The following is a 16,766-nucleotide window of genomic DNA, read 5'->3' on the forward strand; positions in this document are numbered from 1 at the left end:
TGCTGAATAGGTCATGTGTTCTTCTGCCATTTCGCTTGTTTTAAAACGATTGTATCTTATTTATAAAGAACTGACTACAGCATTAAGCTCTATAGCCTGAAGAAAGCTATCTATCCCATTGTTAACACAATTATATAAAGCAAATATATTAACTAGCTTAGTTGGCTTTGGATAATTTTTTTCTTCACTTGAAATCTCTTAGTCTGAAAGACTTATATTTTGATAAAATGCTAATCTGAAATGTTTTTCACTATTGAAGTTTTTATGTTCAGCAGTTCCCATATGCAAAAATGAGCATCTTGTATTCCATAGATCAGTAGATGTGCATCCTACTTTAGTCAAATCACAGTAAGTGTCAACCCACTTTTTAAAGTCAGAACCGTCTGAGAATTCATTTTTTGGTGATATTAACCATCCCAATTGATCTAAATACGTCAAAAACAAAAGTAAGCTTTGTTTCTCATAACCAGACTGGTTTAAAACTTTAATTGACTTGTTAAATGAATCAATCATTTCTCTAAGTTTATCCATAAGTATTATATTCCTTCCTCGTCTATATGTTGGCAAGCGTAAAGTGGGTTATTTTTTCAAACGATCAAAGAGATTGAAGATAAAAGGTCACCAATCCATTAGATATTAATATTATAGATTTGCTCACCATAAAGATTCCTTTTTAATGGCATAAAAATGATTTCAGAATAAAATCTACCCTACAAAAAAACGGCAGGAAATTTCTTCCCTGCCGTCTATTAAATTTACACTGCGATTTTAAATCAAACCTTAAATCGCTGCCGCAACCTCAGCACCATCACGAATGGCGCGTTTGGCATCCAATTCAGCGGCAAGCTTGGCACCACCGATAAGATGGTATTGCGCGTCCGGTGCATCACCGACATTTGGCATTAACTCAACGACAGACTCTTGACCGGCACAGACCACGACGCTATCGACACGGAGCAACTGAGTTTGACCTTGGTTATTGGTAATCCAAACACCTTCATTGGTGATTTTGTCATACTGCGCCCCCGATACTTGAATGACACCATGCGATTTGATATGAGCACGATGTACCCAGCCCGAGGTTTTATTCAGACCACTACCCAAGCGACCTTTGGTACGCTGCATCAGATAGACTTGGCGAATAGGCTTGATGGCTTCAGGCTTAATCAGACCACCCTCAGTTTGGTAATCGGTATCAGAAGTTACGCCCCACTCTTCACGCCACTCGCTAACTGACTGTGCTTTTGGACGATAGCTTGGGTCTTTTAACAGCTCAGGGCCTAGCTCATCAAGCGGCTGACCATGCTTGGCGGTCAAATACTCACTAACATCGAAACCAATACCGCCAGCACCGATGACGGCGACGGTATCACCAACTGATTTTTCACCAGAGAGCAATTCAGCATAGCTCATCACTTGTGGCAAATCCGCACCTTCGAGCTTACCTGCGAGACTTCTAGGCACCACACCAGTAGCAACGATGACATGATGGAATTTGGCTTTTTCTAGCATGGCTTTATCGACTTTGGTATTGAGTTTAATCTCAACGCCTAAGTGTTCAAGCTCATTGATATAGTAGCGAATGGTCTCAAAGAATTCTTCTTTACCCGGGATGACTTTGGCATAATTGAACTGCCCGCCCAAGATATCTTTTGCTTCAAATAGCGTGACCTTATGACCACGTAGCGCGGCGACGTGAGCGGCTGACATGCCAGCGACACCGCCACCAATGACTGCGACCTTTTTAGGTTTTTTGGTTTTCTTATAAACCAATTCAGTCTCGTAGCAGGCTTGGGGATTGACCAGACAAGTTGAGCGTTTATTGGCAAAAGTATGATCGAGGCAAGCTTGGTTACAGGCGATACAGGTATTGATGCGATCGGCTTGACCATTTTTGGCTTTATTAACCCAATGGGCATCGGCTAAGAATGGACGCGCCATTTGAATCATATCCGCCTGACCACTGGCGACAATATCTTCAGCGGTTTCTGGCATATTGATACGGTTAGCCGCCATCATTGGGATATTAATGTGTTTTTTAATTTCAGCGGTAAAATCAACAAACGCCGCACGCGGTACACTAGTGACAATCGTCGGAATGCGAGCTTCATGCCAGCCGATGCCCGTATTCATGATGGTCACGCCCGCCTCTTCTAACGCTTTGGCAACAGTGATGACTTCGTCCATGACGTTACCGTCTTTGACCAAGTCAATCACTGATAAGCGGAATAGAATAATAAAGTCTTCACCAGCAGCTTCTCGCACCGCTTTAACCACGTCAACTGCAAACTTCATACGATTTTGAATGTCGCCGCCATACTCGTCCGTCCGTTTATTGACATGGCGCGATAAAAACTGATTCAGCAAATACCCTTCTGAGCCCATGATTTCGACACCATCATAACCCGCCTGCTTAGCAAGCTTTGCGCAACGGGCATAATCTTTTACCGTTTGCTCGATATTTTTAATGCTCATCTTACGCGGTTTAAATGGCGAGATTGGTGATTTTATCGGACTTGATGACACCACAAACGGTTGATAACCGTAGCGTCCACTGTGCAAAATTTGCATGATGATTTTGCTGTCATACTTATGTGCTGCACGAGTGACACGCTGATGATTAATCACATCAGCTTTGGTGTTCATCGTGCCACCAACAGGCGACAACCAACCTTCACGATTCGGCGCAATACCACCGGTGATCATCATCGCCACGCCGCCTTTGGCACGCTCTGCGAAATATGCTGCCAGTTTACCGTAATTATAAAAACGGTCTTCGAGACCTGTATGCATCGACCCCATCACTAAGCGATTTTTTAGCGTGGTAAAGCCCAAGTCTAACGGCTCAAATAAATGTGGATAGTGTTCATTGGTGCTAGCGGTCTCAATAGAATTGGCAGTGCGGCTGGCGGTCATATCATTTTCCTTATGAATGGTTTGTTGATCTAAACACAGTTTACAGTTTTACATGACTGGTATCGTAACACACCGCTATTATTATCAGCTACGCAGACGAGCGACTGATGAGTGAGCACTATATCGACAGCCCTCTTTAATCGCGCAATTTTATGGTATTTGGTTAAGTAAAAACCACAAAATCAGCCTAACTTTGCCACGCCTTTGGCTATAATAAAGGCTAATTATCAATAGAAAAACCCTGAGCTATAAAAATAGCCAAACTCAAAGTACGATAAAGGACTATCTCCATGACTGACTTTCACACAGGTCTCGGCAAAACCCCTGCCAATTATCAACCGCTGACTCCCATCGATTTTATCATTCGCAGTGCACAAGTTTATCCTGACAAAACTGCGATTATCTACGATGACCTAGAGCACAATGACCTCACGCAGACTTGGCAACAGACCTACGATCGTTGCAGGCAGTTGTCAGATGGCTTACGTAAACTGGGTATTGATAAAAATGATACCGTCGCGGTCATGATGCCCAACACCCCAGCGATGGTCGAATGTGCCTTTGGCGTGCCCATGTCAGGCGGTGTACTTTGTACCTTAAACACCCGTCTCGATATCAATGCGCTTACCTTTTGCTTGCAGCACTCAGAAGCCAAAGTGTTGATTTTAGACAGTGAGTTTGCTGATTATGCTGAGATTATCGATGAGACTTTTCCTAACCTAATCGTCATTCATGCGACAGACAACGCTATCGATGTCGAGCGCTTTGGAAAAATGAGCTATGAAGCATTGATTGCCAGCTCAGACAGCTTAGATAACTGGGAAAAGCCAGCAGATGAATGGGATGCAATTGCGCTGAACTATACGTCTGGTACCACGGGCAAGCCCAAAGGCGTGGTCTATCATCATCGCGGTGCTACCCTCAATGCAATCTCTAACATTTTAGATTGGGACATGCCAAAGCACACAATGTATCTGTGGACACTGCCATTATTTCATTGCAATGGCTGGTGCTTTCCGTGGACGATCGCTGAGCGCGCTGGGGTCAATGTCTGCTTGCGAAACATTGATGCTGATTTGATATTGCAGTTGATTGCCAAGCATCAAGTCAGCCATTATTGTTCAGCGCCTGTGGTGCACAATATGATTGCGGGCGGCAAACCTGAGTATAAAGAAGCCATCACTCATACGGTCAAAGGCTGGGTCGCTGGTGCGCCGCCATCTGAGACCATGCTCGCAGCCATGGAAGCGATGGGTTTTCACATCTCTCACGTTTATGGTCTCACTGAAGTTTATGGGCCCGTCACCGTCTGCGCAGAACAAGAAGAATGGGATACGCTTGATGTCGCTGGCCGCGCGCAGAAAAAATCACGTCAAGGGGTGACGTCACATTTGATGACGGGATTTGACGTGTTCAAACAAGGCACAACTGAACCCGTTACCGCTGATGGTGAGGAAATGGGCGAGCTGGCACTGCGCGGTAACATGGTGATGAAAGGCTACCTAAAGAGCCGTAAAGCGACCGAAGAAGCCTTTGCTGATGGTTGGTTCCGTACGGGTGATTTAGGCGTCAAATATCCTGATGGCTATATCAAAATCATGGATAGGCTTAAAGACATCATCATCTCAGGCGGCGAAAACATCTCTAGCATCGAAGTCGAGAATGTCTTATATAAAATGCCTGAAATCCAAAGCTGTGCTGTCGTCGCCGCGCCACATGATAAATGGGGTGAAGTACCCATCGCCTTTATCGAAATCCATGAAGGTAGCACCTTGCAGCGCGATACCGTCATGGAACATTGCAAGCAGCATTTAGCGGGCTTTAAAGTACCCAAGTATATTGTGTTTGCCGAAATTCCAAAGACCAGTACGGGTAAAGTACAGAAATTTGAACTGCGTCAAGCCGCCAAATCACTGGCGCATGAGACGCCTAAAGTCACAGCAAGCGCCAAGTAGGGTTTTTCAACATTTAATGATTATTAAATAGCCATTAAATAAAAAGGGTCAGTCTAAATTTATTAGACTGACCCTTTTTTTCATACTGTCATGAGTAAAGCAATTATTTCTCATAATATTTCTGAGAGCTATCAACCAAGCTCATGTTAATTAAGCTTCGGCTCAAGCCATTGATAAATTAGCATGCCTACTATCATCGCTGGGATAAAGACATACGCTTGCCATTGTCCCGTCCCAAGCAGCACGATACCGGGTCCTGGACAAATACCGACTAGACCCCAACCGATACCAAACAGCATTGCGCCGATAAGCAGTTTTTTATTGATGACGGTTTTATTTGGCATCTCAATTAATGTGCCAATCCAGCTGGTCTGTTGGCGCTTAGCCAGCTGCACACCGACTATCGCTACTGCAAGACCGCCGCCCATCACCAGTGCGAGTGAAATATCCCACGCACCAAAGACGTCCAAAAATCCCTGCACTTTAACAGGCTCGGTCATACCAGATATCAATAACCCAAGGCCAAATAATAATCCAGCCAGTAATCCAATTATATTTTTTAGCATGGTTGTGTCTCGCTATTCTCTTCTATTTATAGTATCAAGCACTGCCTTCGCAACGTGCTGTCTATGCCACTGTTAGATCAAGCCCAAGCCATGCCGACCAATATAGACGGTCACAACGCCAAACAACATAAAAGTCACTGTCGCTGCCATAGAGCGTGGTGACAGACGCGCATTACCGCAGATACCATGACCGCTCGTGCAACCAGAACCCAAGCGCGTACCAAAACCGACCAGCAATCCCGCCCCAATTAATAATGGCAAAGAAGTACTCATCTCTATATCAGGTAATGGTCTTCCCAGACCATATAGTATTGGCGAGACAACCATGCCAACTATGAACAATACCTGCCACATCTCTACCTGCTTGGGTTTAAGCAGATTTGAGAAAATACCACTAACACCAGCGATACGCCCAATACCTAATAGCAGAATAACCGTCGCTACACCCAGTATCAGACCACCCACTAAGGAGATAGGCGTAAATGCTTGCCAGTCTATTTGTATATTCATAATATTTACCTAGCTTGCTTGTTTTCTTAGTTGCTTAGTTGCTTAGTTGCTTAGTTGCTTAGTTGCTTAGTTGCTTAGTTGCTTAGTTGCTTAATTCATCGATAAGAGAACAACTCATATGACAGCTTTCGATTTATTAAAAAACATTATATTATAAAATATAATAAAAAGGTAAAAAAATACTGAACCTATTGTTATAAAGGCTCAGTATTTTTAAGTTAAACAGATTTCATTTTGAGTAGCAAGGAAAGCGAGCATCAGTGCTACTTCAAATAGATAAAGCAAATTTGGCACAGCCAATCATGCTTCTGCGACAGCTGCTATTTCGCCAATACTTTATCAAGCGCGGTTTCAAAACGCGTTACCGCGCCATCAATATCCGTCAATTTATCTAGACCAAACAAACCCAAACGGAAGGTTTTAAAGTTTTCTGGCTCACCAACTTTTAATGGTACGCCAGCGGCGATTTGCAAGCCCGCTTCAGCAAAAGCGCTACCTTTATGCATGTCATCACGCTCAGTATAAGCCACGACCACACCTGGCGCTTTAAAGCCTTCAGCGGCAACACTTTCGACGCCTTTGTTTTCCATGACCTTACGGACACGGTTGCCAAGCTCCCACTGCGCGTCAGACAGTTTAGCAAAGCCCACTTCTTTGGCCTCATTAATAGTATCGCGGAACTGACGCAGGCCATCGGTTGGCATGGTCGCATGATAAGCATGACCACCATTTTCGTAGGCGCGCATGATGTTTAACCATTGCTTAAGATCGAGGCTAAAGCTATCAGATTCTGTATCATCGACTTTTTTGACGGCTGCATCACTTAGCATCACCAAACCAGCACAAGGCGTACTGCTCCAGCCTTTTTGTGGCGCGCTGATAAGCACGTCAATGCCCAGCTCTTTCATATCCAACCAAACGCAACCTGAGGCGATGCAATCGATGACCAATAAGCCACCTACGCTATGGACGGCTTCGCCTAATGCTTTGATATAGTCGTCTGGCAAAATAATACCGGCTGAAGTTTCGACATGCGGGGCAAAGACAATGGCTGGTTTTTGTTCTTTGATTTTTGCCACAGCGACATCGATATCGACTGGTGCAAACGGCTTTGGCGCATCAGTATTTTCTGTACGATCAGCGGTCAATACCGTCGATGACTTAGCAATATTGCCTTTTTCTAGGATTTGCGTCCAGCGGTAGCTAAACCAACCGTTTCGGATAATCAGACAATCTTCATCCTTTGCCAATTGACGCGCGACAGCTTCCATCCCATAAGTGCCAGAACCCGGCACAATAGCAACGGCATCAGCGTTATAGACTGACTTTAGCTCGCTAGATAAGTCGTTCATTACTTGCTGAAAGACTTTAGACATATGGTTGAGAGCGCGATCAGTGTAAACCACTGAATATTCTAATAGGCCATTTGGATCAATATCTTGACGTAATGCAGTCATGGAACGCTCCTAGTTTATGGTTAGATAATTTGATGGCGCTTAAGTCTCAGTACAGCCATATCCAAATATGGATACAGCCTAGGTACTAATATCGGATAAGAAACCAGAAAACGACGTAAGGCTGACAATATTGTACTTTAGCCTAGAGCGTGTCCTCAATCTGAACGGAAGCGACTAAATGGGCTAAAAATGAATATTGATAAAGCCTATAAACCCTAAGCCAATATATTCATAGCCACACGCTTAGCGAACACCAGTACGGTATCTTAATCCAAACCATTTATTTAATGAGAGCTTGATATTAGCACCGATACCGAGGGTTGACAACGATACGCCTAGGCAATGATATGACTTGCACTGTTGACTGTTTATTGGTAAATACGGCTTATTGGTAAATGCTGTGCTAATCAGCATCAATGTCCACGATTGGCATCTTTTAGTCCTGAGACGACAAAGTCTAACAATTCGCTGTCTCCTTCGCGTGCCGCTTTACGCATCAACTTGGATGGCGCATGGGTCAAGGTTTGGGTTAAACGTCTCGACAGCTCGGCTATGATATCTTCAGGGCTCGCACCCTCAGCGTTAAGCTTAGCAATAGACTCATTAAGCAGCTTATCTACTTGGTCATGAGTACGCTCACGATACTGCTGAATGTCTTTGCCGACTTGGCGCACTTGAAAGCGTCGATCCATTTCGACGACCAATTGGCTAACGAGTAGCTCAGCGTCTACTGCTGCTTGACGACGCTGTTCAATATTACCCGCTATCACATGTTGCAAGTCGTCGACAGAATATAAATACACGTCATCTATGCGGCTCACGGTCGAATCGATATCACGTGGCACCGCCAAATCTATCATCAGCATTGGCTGATAACGACGACGTTTTAGCGCCTGCAAGGTCATGGTTTTATCTATTAATAAATCCATACTACCGCTACAGCTACTGACAATATCGGCTTCCGCCAACACTTGCGGCAACGCTTGTAAAGTTCTGACTTCCACTTGTCGTCCGGGTTTGCGCAGCTCAGCCGCTAGAGCCTCAGCACGCTCAGGGTTGCGGTTACAAATAATCACCCGCCCAACTCCAAGCCCCGCAATATGCGTTGCAACCAAACGATTCATCTCACCAGCGGCAACCACCAACAAAGTACGATTGGGCAAATCATCAAAAATTTGCGTGACCAATTTGGCCGCAGCAAAGCTGAGCGATACGGCTTGAGCGCCAACCTTGGTTTCATTACGTACCCGTTTGGCAGCAGCGAATACCTGATCGACGATCCAACCTAGCTGATTGCTTAATACTTTTTGTTCTTGCGCCATATGTACAGAGCGCTTGATTTGACCCAATATCTGCGGCTCACCCAATATCATAGAGTCCAGCCCAGCAGCAACCCTCAACCAATGAGTCAAGGCGTGAGTATCACGGTGCACATATAGATATGGGTCAATCTCGGTGAGCGACAGTTGCTTAAAATCAGCCAGCCAAGTTTTAATCTTCACGATATGGGCGCTGATGGCCGCTGATGAGATATTGGTGCTGAGCGCAGCATTGCTAGTATTGCTGCTAAAAGACGGCGAGGTAACGTCATTGACCGTGGGCGACGCTACTGCTTGCTGAGACAAAGTCTGCGGAACGAGGGCATAAATCTCAGTACGGTTGCACGTAGAGACAATCACACTACCATCGGTAAAGGCCTCTAACTGCTCAAGGGCGATAGCCACATCCTCACCCACAAGCGCCAAGCGCTCTCGTAGAGCGACTGGTGCGGTTTTGTGATTGACCCCAATGACCACTAATCTCATTATTGATAGACCATAAATATAACGCTCACTTGCCAGCCAAGCGTGCTCGCCGTTTGCCAAAGGCTGTTTTTATAAAAAAGCAGTTTTTATAAATTAGAAAAGCAGTGTTTAGCAAACAGCGCTTAAAGGAAAACCTAAAACCGCTTATTATATCATTATTGCTGGCTTTATTTAACACTCGACCACCTGTGGTGACTATTTGCTTGTATCTGGGCGCATGAGTAACAAATCAACTACCTGATATATTTTTTGGACGAATAATTGAGTAACACGGGCGCTATTGTTTATCACCTCAATCTCCTTTTATAATGTCGATCATGGGTACTGACTACCGATGTCTATTTTAAAATCATCAGGATAAAATTGCCTTATTAATGGGTAAACAATAGGTGTACACTGCTATTTATGATTTTTTTTGAGTCATCATTTCGATCACAACTTGTGCATAACGATCAATCTAGCCTTCGCGCTTTATTACACGTCATTATTGAACGTCTATGCCAACGTTATAAGCTAACACTATCGTTGGCCATTTGTTTGTGCCTAGCCTCACCCGCTCAGGCCAATCCGCTCGACCCATCAGACATTCATAATGCCACTAATAATCAATCCTCATTAAGCCAGCCTTCAGTCGCAATGATGAATACAGATGCGACTAATCGTAATACATTTTCCAATAAACCAACACAGAACGAGTCAACAACGACAATAACAAGTGTGGCAAATGTAAATAGCTTACCACCGACGATTGCCGCACAACCGACGCTGACCGAGCCAAGCTTGTATGCGCTTTTGGATGCAGAATTTTCTGCTGATCGCAATGACACACGCCGGGCGGTGATGATTTATAAGCAGCAATCTTTTAAAGAAGATGCGACGGCAGTGTTTGAGAGAGCGCTTAGCTTATCTTTGCGTAATGAGAGTGTTGAAGATTCATTACAATTTGCCAAAACGTGGCAAGATCAAAATCCCGATCATGTCCCCGCATGGTTTTATGTGGCACATTTGGCCTTGCGCGCGCACGACTATCTGTTGGCAGGTGAGACCTTAAATCGTATCTTACGTTATGACCCTCGGGCAGACTTAAGCGAAATCCTCATCGGCATTTATCCCAATACCGATAATGACAAACGAGAATTACTCGCCGCCCTACAACCCCTTGATAGTGAACAAAATGCCTCGCTATCGGTGTTAAAGGCAGGCTTGCTATACCAATTTAACGAACCTGAAATTGCCATCGTCCATATCAATCGCGCGCTAGAGCGTCAGCCTGACTATGTGCCTTTTATCACCTTAAAAGCAGATATATTGCGCAACATAGAAAAGCCTGAAATGGTGATTAATTATGTTAGCCAATCACGTCTGCGTAATCCTGATAGCAAAAGCTTGTACCTATATGAGATTCGTTACTTACTGGATTTGAAACAAAGCGAGCAAGCGTGGCAGCTATTACTAGAAGCGCACAATCGCTTTGCTGATGATGCTGAGATCACCTTATTGGCCGCACTGGTCAGCTTGGACATCGAAGAATACCCTAGTGCTGATCGCCTACTCAATATGCTGGCAAAAAGTCCTGCTTACCTTGACCAAGCCTATTATTACCTCGGTATCAGTGCCGAGCGCCAGCAACGCTTTGATCAAGCGAAATACTATCTTAATGGTGTCATGCAAGAAGACTTGGTGCTAGAAGCACGCAAAAAAGTCGTCGCTTTTGAATTGATTAATGATGACGTAGATGCAGCCATCGCTACTTTAGAAAAATTACGCAAAGAATTTAACGTCTTTGCGCCTGACACTTATGTGCTACAAGCCGATATTTTATGGCAGCAGAATGAGCCAGAGGAAGCGCTGCGGTTGTTGACGCGGGCAGCGCGCAAGTATCCTAATAGTGAGATGTTACTGTTTGCCCGTGCTCAGTTGTTAGATGATAAAGCCGACTACGTGGTCAAACGCACCTTGCTCAATCACTTGCAAGCGCTAGATCCTAACAATCTATCCTATCAGCTCAGTTACGCCCAATTACTGCTCTCCAACGAGCGCAGCTCTGAGCAAGGGTTGGCGCTAGCGACAGCGATTATCCAAATTCGCTATGATGACCCACGTTACGATAACGAGCTACATCTGCAAGCATTGAATATCTTGGCAGGCAACGCCTTGGCCAATGAAGACTACCGCCAAGTGATCAATTACCTGCAAACCCCTTACGATGTCTTACCCACTCTACGCTCAGGGACACTATTGCTGCGTGCTTATCAAGGTCTAGGGGATAATGATAAAGTCGACGCCTTGCTCGCCGATCTACAGCAGCGCTTCTCATTTGGGCAACACAATGTTAATGACCGCATACAACTATATTAATGACAGTTAGAGTCATTTTTAAGCAATATTTTGTATAACAAATAAGCCATAACCATTGCGCAAGCTATCAAAACCCAAGTTATCAAAGCTACAAGGCTCTTATAAGAAGCTAACAGCGACGTATAAATGGGTAACAAATTCAGCTTAAGCTATTATCTTTGTTAATTTTGAGGAAGCATCATGTCAGTATCACAAACAATCCCTTTTCCAGCCAAAAAACTAAGTCTAATGACGGCTTTGACAGCAGCCATTTTGGTGACGACTGGTTGTCAATCATTAAAGACCACCAACGGCACAAACCAACCTAGTAGCACCGTACAGGGACAAAGTGGTCAGCAGCCACAGAAGCTTGAGAGCTTCAATATCACTGGCAAAATTGGCGTTACGACACCTGCTAATGACACTAACGGTGCTCAAGGCGGCAGTGCCTTTTACGCATGGGGACAACAAAACGACCGCTTTGCGATTGAGTTGATTGGTGCGCTCGGTATTGGCAAAACCAACATTGAATATAATGGTCAAACGGCAACGCTAGTCAGCGAAAAAACCGGTACATTGACCGCTGATGACCCTGAGACCTTGCTCAAAAAAGCCACTGGCTGGCAAGCACCGATCTCGCAAATGCCGTATTGGGTATCTGGTCGCCCAGCGCCTTCCGACACCGCCCCTACCCTTGACAATCAAAATCGTTTGATTAGCTCAGTTAATGGTGAGTGGAATGCTAGCTTTACCTATAAAGGCAACGATAAGCTGCCTAGTAAAATCAGCGCTGCACAATCACAAGGCAATAAAGTCGTCATGACAATTGACCATCAGAATCGTTAAAGCATTGAAATATTGAGACATTTAAACGTTGAAACATTCATAAATCAAATGACGATGCAAAATAATATGAGCGCTAAAACGACCATCACTCGCTTATCCCCAGCAAAAATCAATTTGTTTTTGCACATTACTGGTAAGCGTGCTGATGGCTATCATGACTTGCAAACCGTTTTTCGCCTGCTCGATTGGGGCGATTATTTGCATTTTTCGGTTACAGATGATGCCGTGATATATGCAGCTGATAGTGAATTAGATGCTAATAAGCTCTGTCATCAGCTGCTAACCTTAACTGGTGCAGACGCAATAACTGCCAGTATAGATGACAATTTGATTTTTAAAGCCGCACGCGCATTGCTAACGTTTGCCATACAATCATCCAGATTACCTAAGCAACTAGCGTCAGTGCAAATTACTTTAGACAAGCATCTACCGATGGGTGCAGGCTTGGGTGGTGGTTCGTCCAATGCCGCTACAACTATGCTTGTGCTCAATGAAATCTGGAATCTTAACTTTAATCAAAATGAGCTGATAAGAATCGGTGCTAAGGTGGGCGCGGATGTGCCCATATTTATCTTTGGGCAAGATGCGATTGCGATGGGCATTGGCGAGGAGCTGACAGCGATTGACTTGCCTGAGCAGCAATACTTAGTCCTAACGCCAAACGCGCATGTGAATACCGCCAAACTGTTCGCCCATCCTAAATTACAGCGCGATATTACGCCACTATCAATTGAGACGATTAAGAGTCAGTCTAATGACTATGACAAACAGTTAAATGCGCCTTACCAAAATGTTTTTACACCAGTGGTGACCAGCCTTGCCCCTGCTGTCGATGAAGCGCTTCAGTATTTGCAACGTTTAGAAGAGCAAGCACTAGGAACATCACGAATGACTGGCTCTGGTAGTGCGGTGTTTTTGCCATTGGATGCAAGCGTGGCTAATGATAAAGCGCTTGTGGCAAAATGGATTAAAGATGCACCCTGTGCAGGCTATGTGGCGGGTAGTTTGTAGCTAGTTATTTTTACAACTCTGAGCTTGGTTTCGATAATACAACCAGCACATACCAACATATTCCAGCCCGCGTAGGGTGCGCCCAGCGCACCGATTTTCAGATGAAAAATAGTATGCAAAGCGTAACTTATGCAAAAATTCTAATCTAAATCAATATTAAATGAATCGATGGACTGACCTCATTACGAATTGCTTTATCATTTACACATTGAATAGCATAAAAAAAGTTATTTGTAATCAACTCGTTGTTATAAGGAAAATTTTTAATCGTTAAGTTCAGCACTTCATTTTCACCTATAGTAAGCTCAGACATCCCATATTCTGGATAACGAATATCGCCAAGACAGTCAATTAATGCATTAAAATTTGCCCCATAAAAATCTGGGAAACCAAAAGCTTGCTTTAATTGTTCATGCATCTCGCCCACTGTATTAATACCTACAAAATCTATAGAAAGTTCCATATTCTGTCGCCTTTATAAAATAATAATTACTATTGCTACCAATAATCATCTCAAGAATAGGCCAATAGACCCTATCAAAACCACCTCAACATCAACTCATTGTCAATAAAAGGCATAAAAAGCCGCAAATGACTTGCAAAATCTGAAAATTTAATTATAATAGGTCGCCTCAATAGGGGTATAGCCAAGTTGGTAAGGCATCAGGTTTTGATCCTGACATCCGTTGGTTCGAGTCCAGCTACCCCTACCATTTTTTAGTACGAAGCGTTCGATAGACACTGATTATAATTGGTATTATAAATACTCACTTATTTTGATTGTCATTGACAACGTTATCCCAGTTTCGGTATAGTTCGCAATGGACACCGCTAGGGAAAAAGTTGTTTTTTAGACGGTTTAATCGTTTATCAGATAACTAACAGGTGATGACATCATTCTAAGAATAACTAGTAGTTACTATTAGATATCAGATGTTCATAGCCTAGACATTACAGGGGTATAGCCAAGTTGGTAAGGCATCAGGTTTTGATCCTGACATCCGTTGGTTCGAGTCCAGCTACCCCTACCATTTTTTACTGTAATAGTAGTCTCCAATCATTTTCACCACTCTTTTCTGAATTTGAGCAGTTTGACACTGCTTAGCGGTCGCTGCTTGAGTCAATCAATAGGACTTCTGTCATGCCTTATTTGGCGATTTTTACGGGCAATGCCCACCCAGAATTAGCAAAAACCGTAGCCGATCACCTTCATATACCTCTTGGTAAAGCTGACATCACGCGTTTTTCTGATGGCGAAATTGCCGTGGAAATCAAAGAACACGTACGTGGTAAAGATGTGTTTATCATGCAGCCTACTTGTGCACCGACCAACGACAACTTGATGGAAATCATGATGATGGCTGACGCTTTGCGTCGCTCTAGTGCTGGCCGTATCACGGCTGTTATGCCTTATTTCGGCTATGCCCGCCAAGACCGTCGTCCTCGTTCAGCTCGTGTACCTATTTCGGCCAAAGTCGTCGCTGACATGCTAAACATCGTTAGTATCGATCGCGTCATGACCGTTGATTTGCATTCAGATCAGATTCAAGGTTTCTTTGATATTCCAGTTGATAACATCTACGGTACGCCTGTACTACTCAACGACCTCAAAAAACAAGACTATGACAATATCATGGTGGTTTCACCTGACGTTGGCGGTGTGGTACGTGCGCGTGCGATGGCCAAGCAATTGGGTGATACTGACATGGCGATTATTGATAAACGCCGTGCCCGTGCCAATGAATCACAAGTGATGCATATCATCGGTGATGTTCGTGACCGTGATTGCGTGATCGTTGATGATATGGTCGATACTGCAGGCACATTATGCAAAGCGGCTGAAGCATTAAAAGCAAACGGTGCGCGTCGCGTCTTAGCTTATATTACTCACCCTGTTCTATCGGGTAATGCGCTGAAAAACATCAGCGAATCTGCGCTAGACGAAGTCGTCGTTACCGATACAATTCCGTTATCGGCTGAAGCTAAAGCATGTAGCAAAATTCGTCAGGTCAGTATTGCACCGATGCTTGCTGAAAGCTTACGTCGTATTAACAACGAAGAATCTATTAGCGCAATGTTTGATGCCTAATTTTAAACCATTATCGCAGTGATTTTGATAGTAAGCACTGTGACCACGAAGCCTTAATAGCAAAAAATAGAGCGTCAAGTATCATTACTTGGCGCTTTTTTTAGGTAAGCCTTTTTTCTAGGTCTTTATTATCACAACAAAACCACGTATAATGCGCGCCTGTGCCGACCATTTGTCTTATCTAGAGTGGTCGATATTACCAAAAGTGCTGATCACGCTGATAAGTAATGGCTTTTATGCTCACCATAATGACTTTTATGATCATTATAGTGATAAAAATCCTTGCTATGAGCGAATGGCTTAAGAGGCTGGTTGTTAGTTATTATTAATCATTGGCCATCTTAGCTATCATCACGTCTTAGTGGATCGGTCGCAAATCCACTTTTTATGACCAGACACTTTTTCATTCTTTTTATAGGATTATATCCATGAGCATTAACCATTTTGAGCTAAACGCAGTTGATCGTTCTGCTGAACAACAAGGTAAAGGTGCGAGCCGCCGCCTACGTAAGCAGAATCTAGTTCCTGCTATTATTTATGGTGGCAACGAAGAGCCAACGTCTATCTCTATCAAGATCAACGAATTGGTAAAATCGCTTGAATTTGAAGCGTTCTTCTCACACATTTTGACCATCAATGTTGACGGCGTAGAGCATCAAGCTGTTATCAAAGATTTGCAACGTCACCCAGCTAAAGGCTTCCCAATGCATGCTGACTTCCAGCGCATTGTGAAAGGTCAAAAAATCCACATGAATGTTCCTGTGCATTTCACTGGTCGTGAAGATGCGCCTGGTACTGCGGCTGCTGGTGTATTGTCTACACTAGTATCTGACATCGAAATCATCTGCCTACCATCACTACTTCCTGAATATCTAGAAGTAGACGTATCTGGTATGGAAATCGGTGACTTGTTCCGTCTATCAGACATCAAACTTCCTGAAGGCGTTGTCATTCATGAGCTTGAGCTAGAAGACGGCCATGACCGTACTATCGTTAACATGCAGCCACCAACGGTTGAAGAAGTTGACGAAGATGCTGAAGACGTTGATGCAGCTGACGTACCAGCCACTGAGCAAGATGCTGACGGCGAAACTGAAGACAAGAAAGACGGCGAATAATAAACCACCACTATGTAGCGACTTATCGTAGGCTACGTAGAAAAGGTTTGTTTGGTTAGAAAAACAGCAGGTGATGAATATCTCCTGCTGTTTTTGTCCGTAAGGTTTGAAAATTAGGACAACTTTTATATAGGCTAAATATTATAGAGTCGTCTT

The 16,766-nt window shown here is 43.9% G+C and carries 13 protein-coding genes and 2 tRNA genes; 8 read left to right on the forward strand and 7 right to left on the reverse strand.

The annotated features are described in order from the left end of the window. Positions 1-198 precede the first annotated feature (198 nt). A complete protein-coding gene (locus J5X94_RS07645) occupies positions 199-531 on the reverse strand; it encodes a hypothetical protein (protein WP_210540839.1) in 333 nt (110 codons plus the stop codon). Between the two features lie 249 nt (positions 532-780). Continuing rightward, a complete protein-coding gene (locus J5X94_RS07650; RefSeq protein WP_210540840.1) occupies positions 781-2,916 on the reverse strand; it encodes an NADPH-dependent 2,4-dienoyl-CoA reductase in 2,136 nt (711 codons plus the stop codon). 290 nt (positions 2,917-3,206) lie between these two features. On the opposite strand from J5X94_RS07650, the gene J5X94_RS07655 reads away from it, so the two are divergent. Further along, positions 3,207-4,871, forward strand: a complete 1,665-nt coding sequence (locus tag J5X94_RS07655; protein ID WP_210540841.1) for an AMP-binding protein — start codon at positions 3,207-3,209, stop codon at positions 4,869-4,871. Positions 4,872-5,017: 146 nt separating this feature from the next. Here J5X94_RS07655 and J5X94_RS07660 read toward each other — a convergent pair whose 3' ends face one another. The 4 genes from J5X94_RS07660 to hemA form a co-directional block, all read right to left on the reverse strand. After that, positions 5,018-5,437 (reverse strand): DUF6691 family protein, encoded by a 420-nt coding sequence (locus J5X94_RS07660; protein ID WP_210540842.1) that lies wholly within the window; start codon positions 5,435-5,437, stop codon positions 5,018-5,020. A 72-nt stretch (positions 5,438-5,509) separates the two neighbouring features. Then, on the reverse strand, positions 5,510-5,947 hold the full coding sequence (locus J5X94_RS07665; protein ID WP_210540843.1) for a YeeE/YedE family protein: 438 nt from the start codon (positions 5,945-5,947) through the stop codon (positions 5,510-5,512). 320 nt (positions 5,948-6,267) lie between these two features. After that, a complete protein-coding gene (locus J5X94_RS07670; protein ID WP_210540844.1) occupies positions 6,268-7,404 on the reverse strand; it encodes an aminotransferase class V-fold PLP-dependent enzyme in 1,137 nt (378 codons plus the stop codon). 413 nt (positions 7,405-7,817) lie between these two features. After that, on the reverse strand, positions 7,818-9,209 hold the full coding sequence (gene hemA, locus J5X94_RS07675; protein ID WP_210540845.1) for a glutamyl-tRNA reductase: 1,392 nt from the start codon (positions 9,207-9,209) through the stop codon (positions 7,818-7,820). A 537-nt stretch (positions 9,210-9,746) separates the two neighbouring features. Between hemA and J5X94_RS07680 the strand changes: the two genes are divergently transcribed. From J5X94_RS07680 to ispE, 3 genes are all read left to right on the forward strand, one after another. Then, positions 9,747-11,567 carry a tetratricopeptide repeat protein gene (locus tag J5X94_RS07680; RefSeq protein ID WP_228293199.1) on the forward strand — a complete coding sequence of 607 codons (1,821 nt, stop codon included), beginning with the start codon at positions 9,747-9,749 and terminating at the stop codon, positions 11,565-11,567. Between the two features lie 180 nt (positions 11,568-11,747). Further along, the gene (lolB, locus tag J5X94_RS07685) at positions 11,748-12,392 is read left to right on the forward strand and encodes a lipoprotein insertase outer membrane protein LolB (RefSeq protein WP_210540847.1); all 645 of its coding nucleotides are present in this window, start codon (positions 11,748-11,750) and stop codon (positions 12,390-12,392) included. 66 nt (positions 12,393-12,458) lie between these two features. After that, positions 12,459-13,403 carry a 4-(cytidine 5'-diphospho)-2-C-methyl-D-erythritol kinase gene (gene ispE, locus J5X94_RS07690; RefSeq protein ID WP_228293200.1) on the forward strand — a complete coding sequence of 315 codons (945 nt, stop codon included), beginning with the start codon at positions 12,459-12,461 and terminating at the stop codon, positions 13,401-13,403. Positions 13,404-13,548: 145 nt separating this feature from the next. Here the strand turns inward: ispE and J5X94_RS07695 are convergent, their stop codons facing one another. Further along, complete coding sequence (locus J5X94_RS07695) at positions 13,549-13,866, reverse strand: barstar family protein (RefSeq protein ID WP_210540849.1); 318 nt, start codon at positions 13,864-13,866, stop codon at positions 13,549-13,551. 174 nt (positions 13,867-14,040) lie between these two features. On the opposite strand from J5X94_RS07695, the gene J5X94_RS07700 reads away from it, so the two are divergent. The 4 genes from J5X94_RS07700 (at position 14,041) to J5X94_RS07715 (ending at position 16,610) form a co-directional block, all read left to right on the forward strand. Then, positions 14,041-14,116, forward strand: a tRNA-Gln gene (locus J5X94_RS07700). A 242-nt stretch (positions 14,117-14,358) separates the two neighbouring features. Beyond that, positions 14,359-14,434: transfer RNA gene (locus J5X94_RS07705), tRNA-Gln, on the forward strand. A gap of 110 nt (positions 14,435-14,544) precedes the next feature. After that, complete coding sequence (locus J5X94_RS07710) at positions 14,545-15,492, forward strand: ribose-phosphate pyrophosphokinase (protein ID WP_010196062.1); 948 nt, start codon at positions 14,545-14,547, stop codon at positions 15,490-15,492. 428 nt (positions 15,493-15,920) lie between these two features. Next, the gene (locus J5X94_RS07715; RefSeq protein WP_194620680.1) at positions 15,921-16,610 is read left to right on the forward strand and encodes a 50S ribosomal protein L25/general stress protein Ctc; all 690 of its coding nucleotides are present in this window, start codon (positions 15,921-15,923) and stop codon (positions 16,608-16,610) included. The last annotated feature ends 156 nt before the right edge of the window (positions 16,611-16,766 follow it).

It is taken from the genome of Psychrobacter sp. K31L (genome assembly GCF_017942195.1).
In the GTDB taxonomy this organism is placed as follows: Bacteria; Pseudomonadota; Gammaproteobacteria; order Pseudomonadales; family Moraxellaceae; genus Psychrobacter; species Psychrobacter glaciei.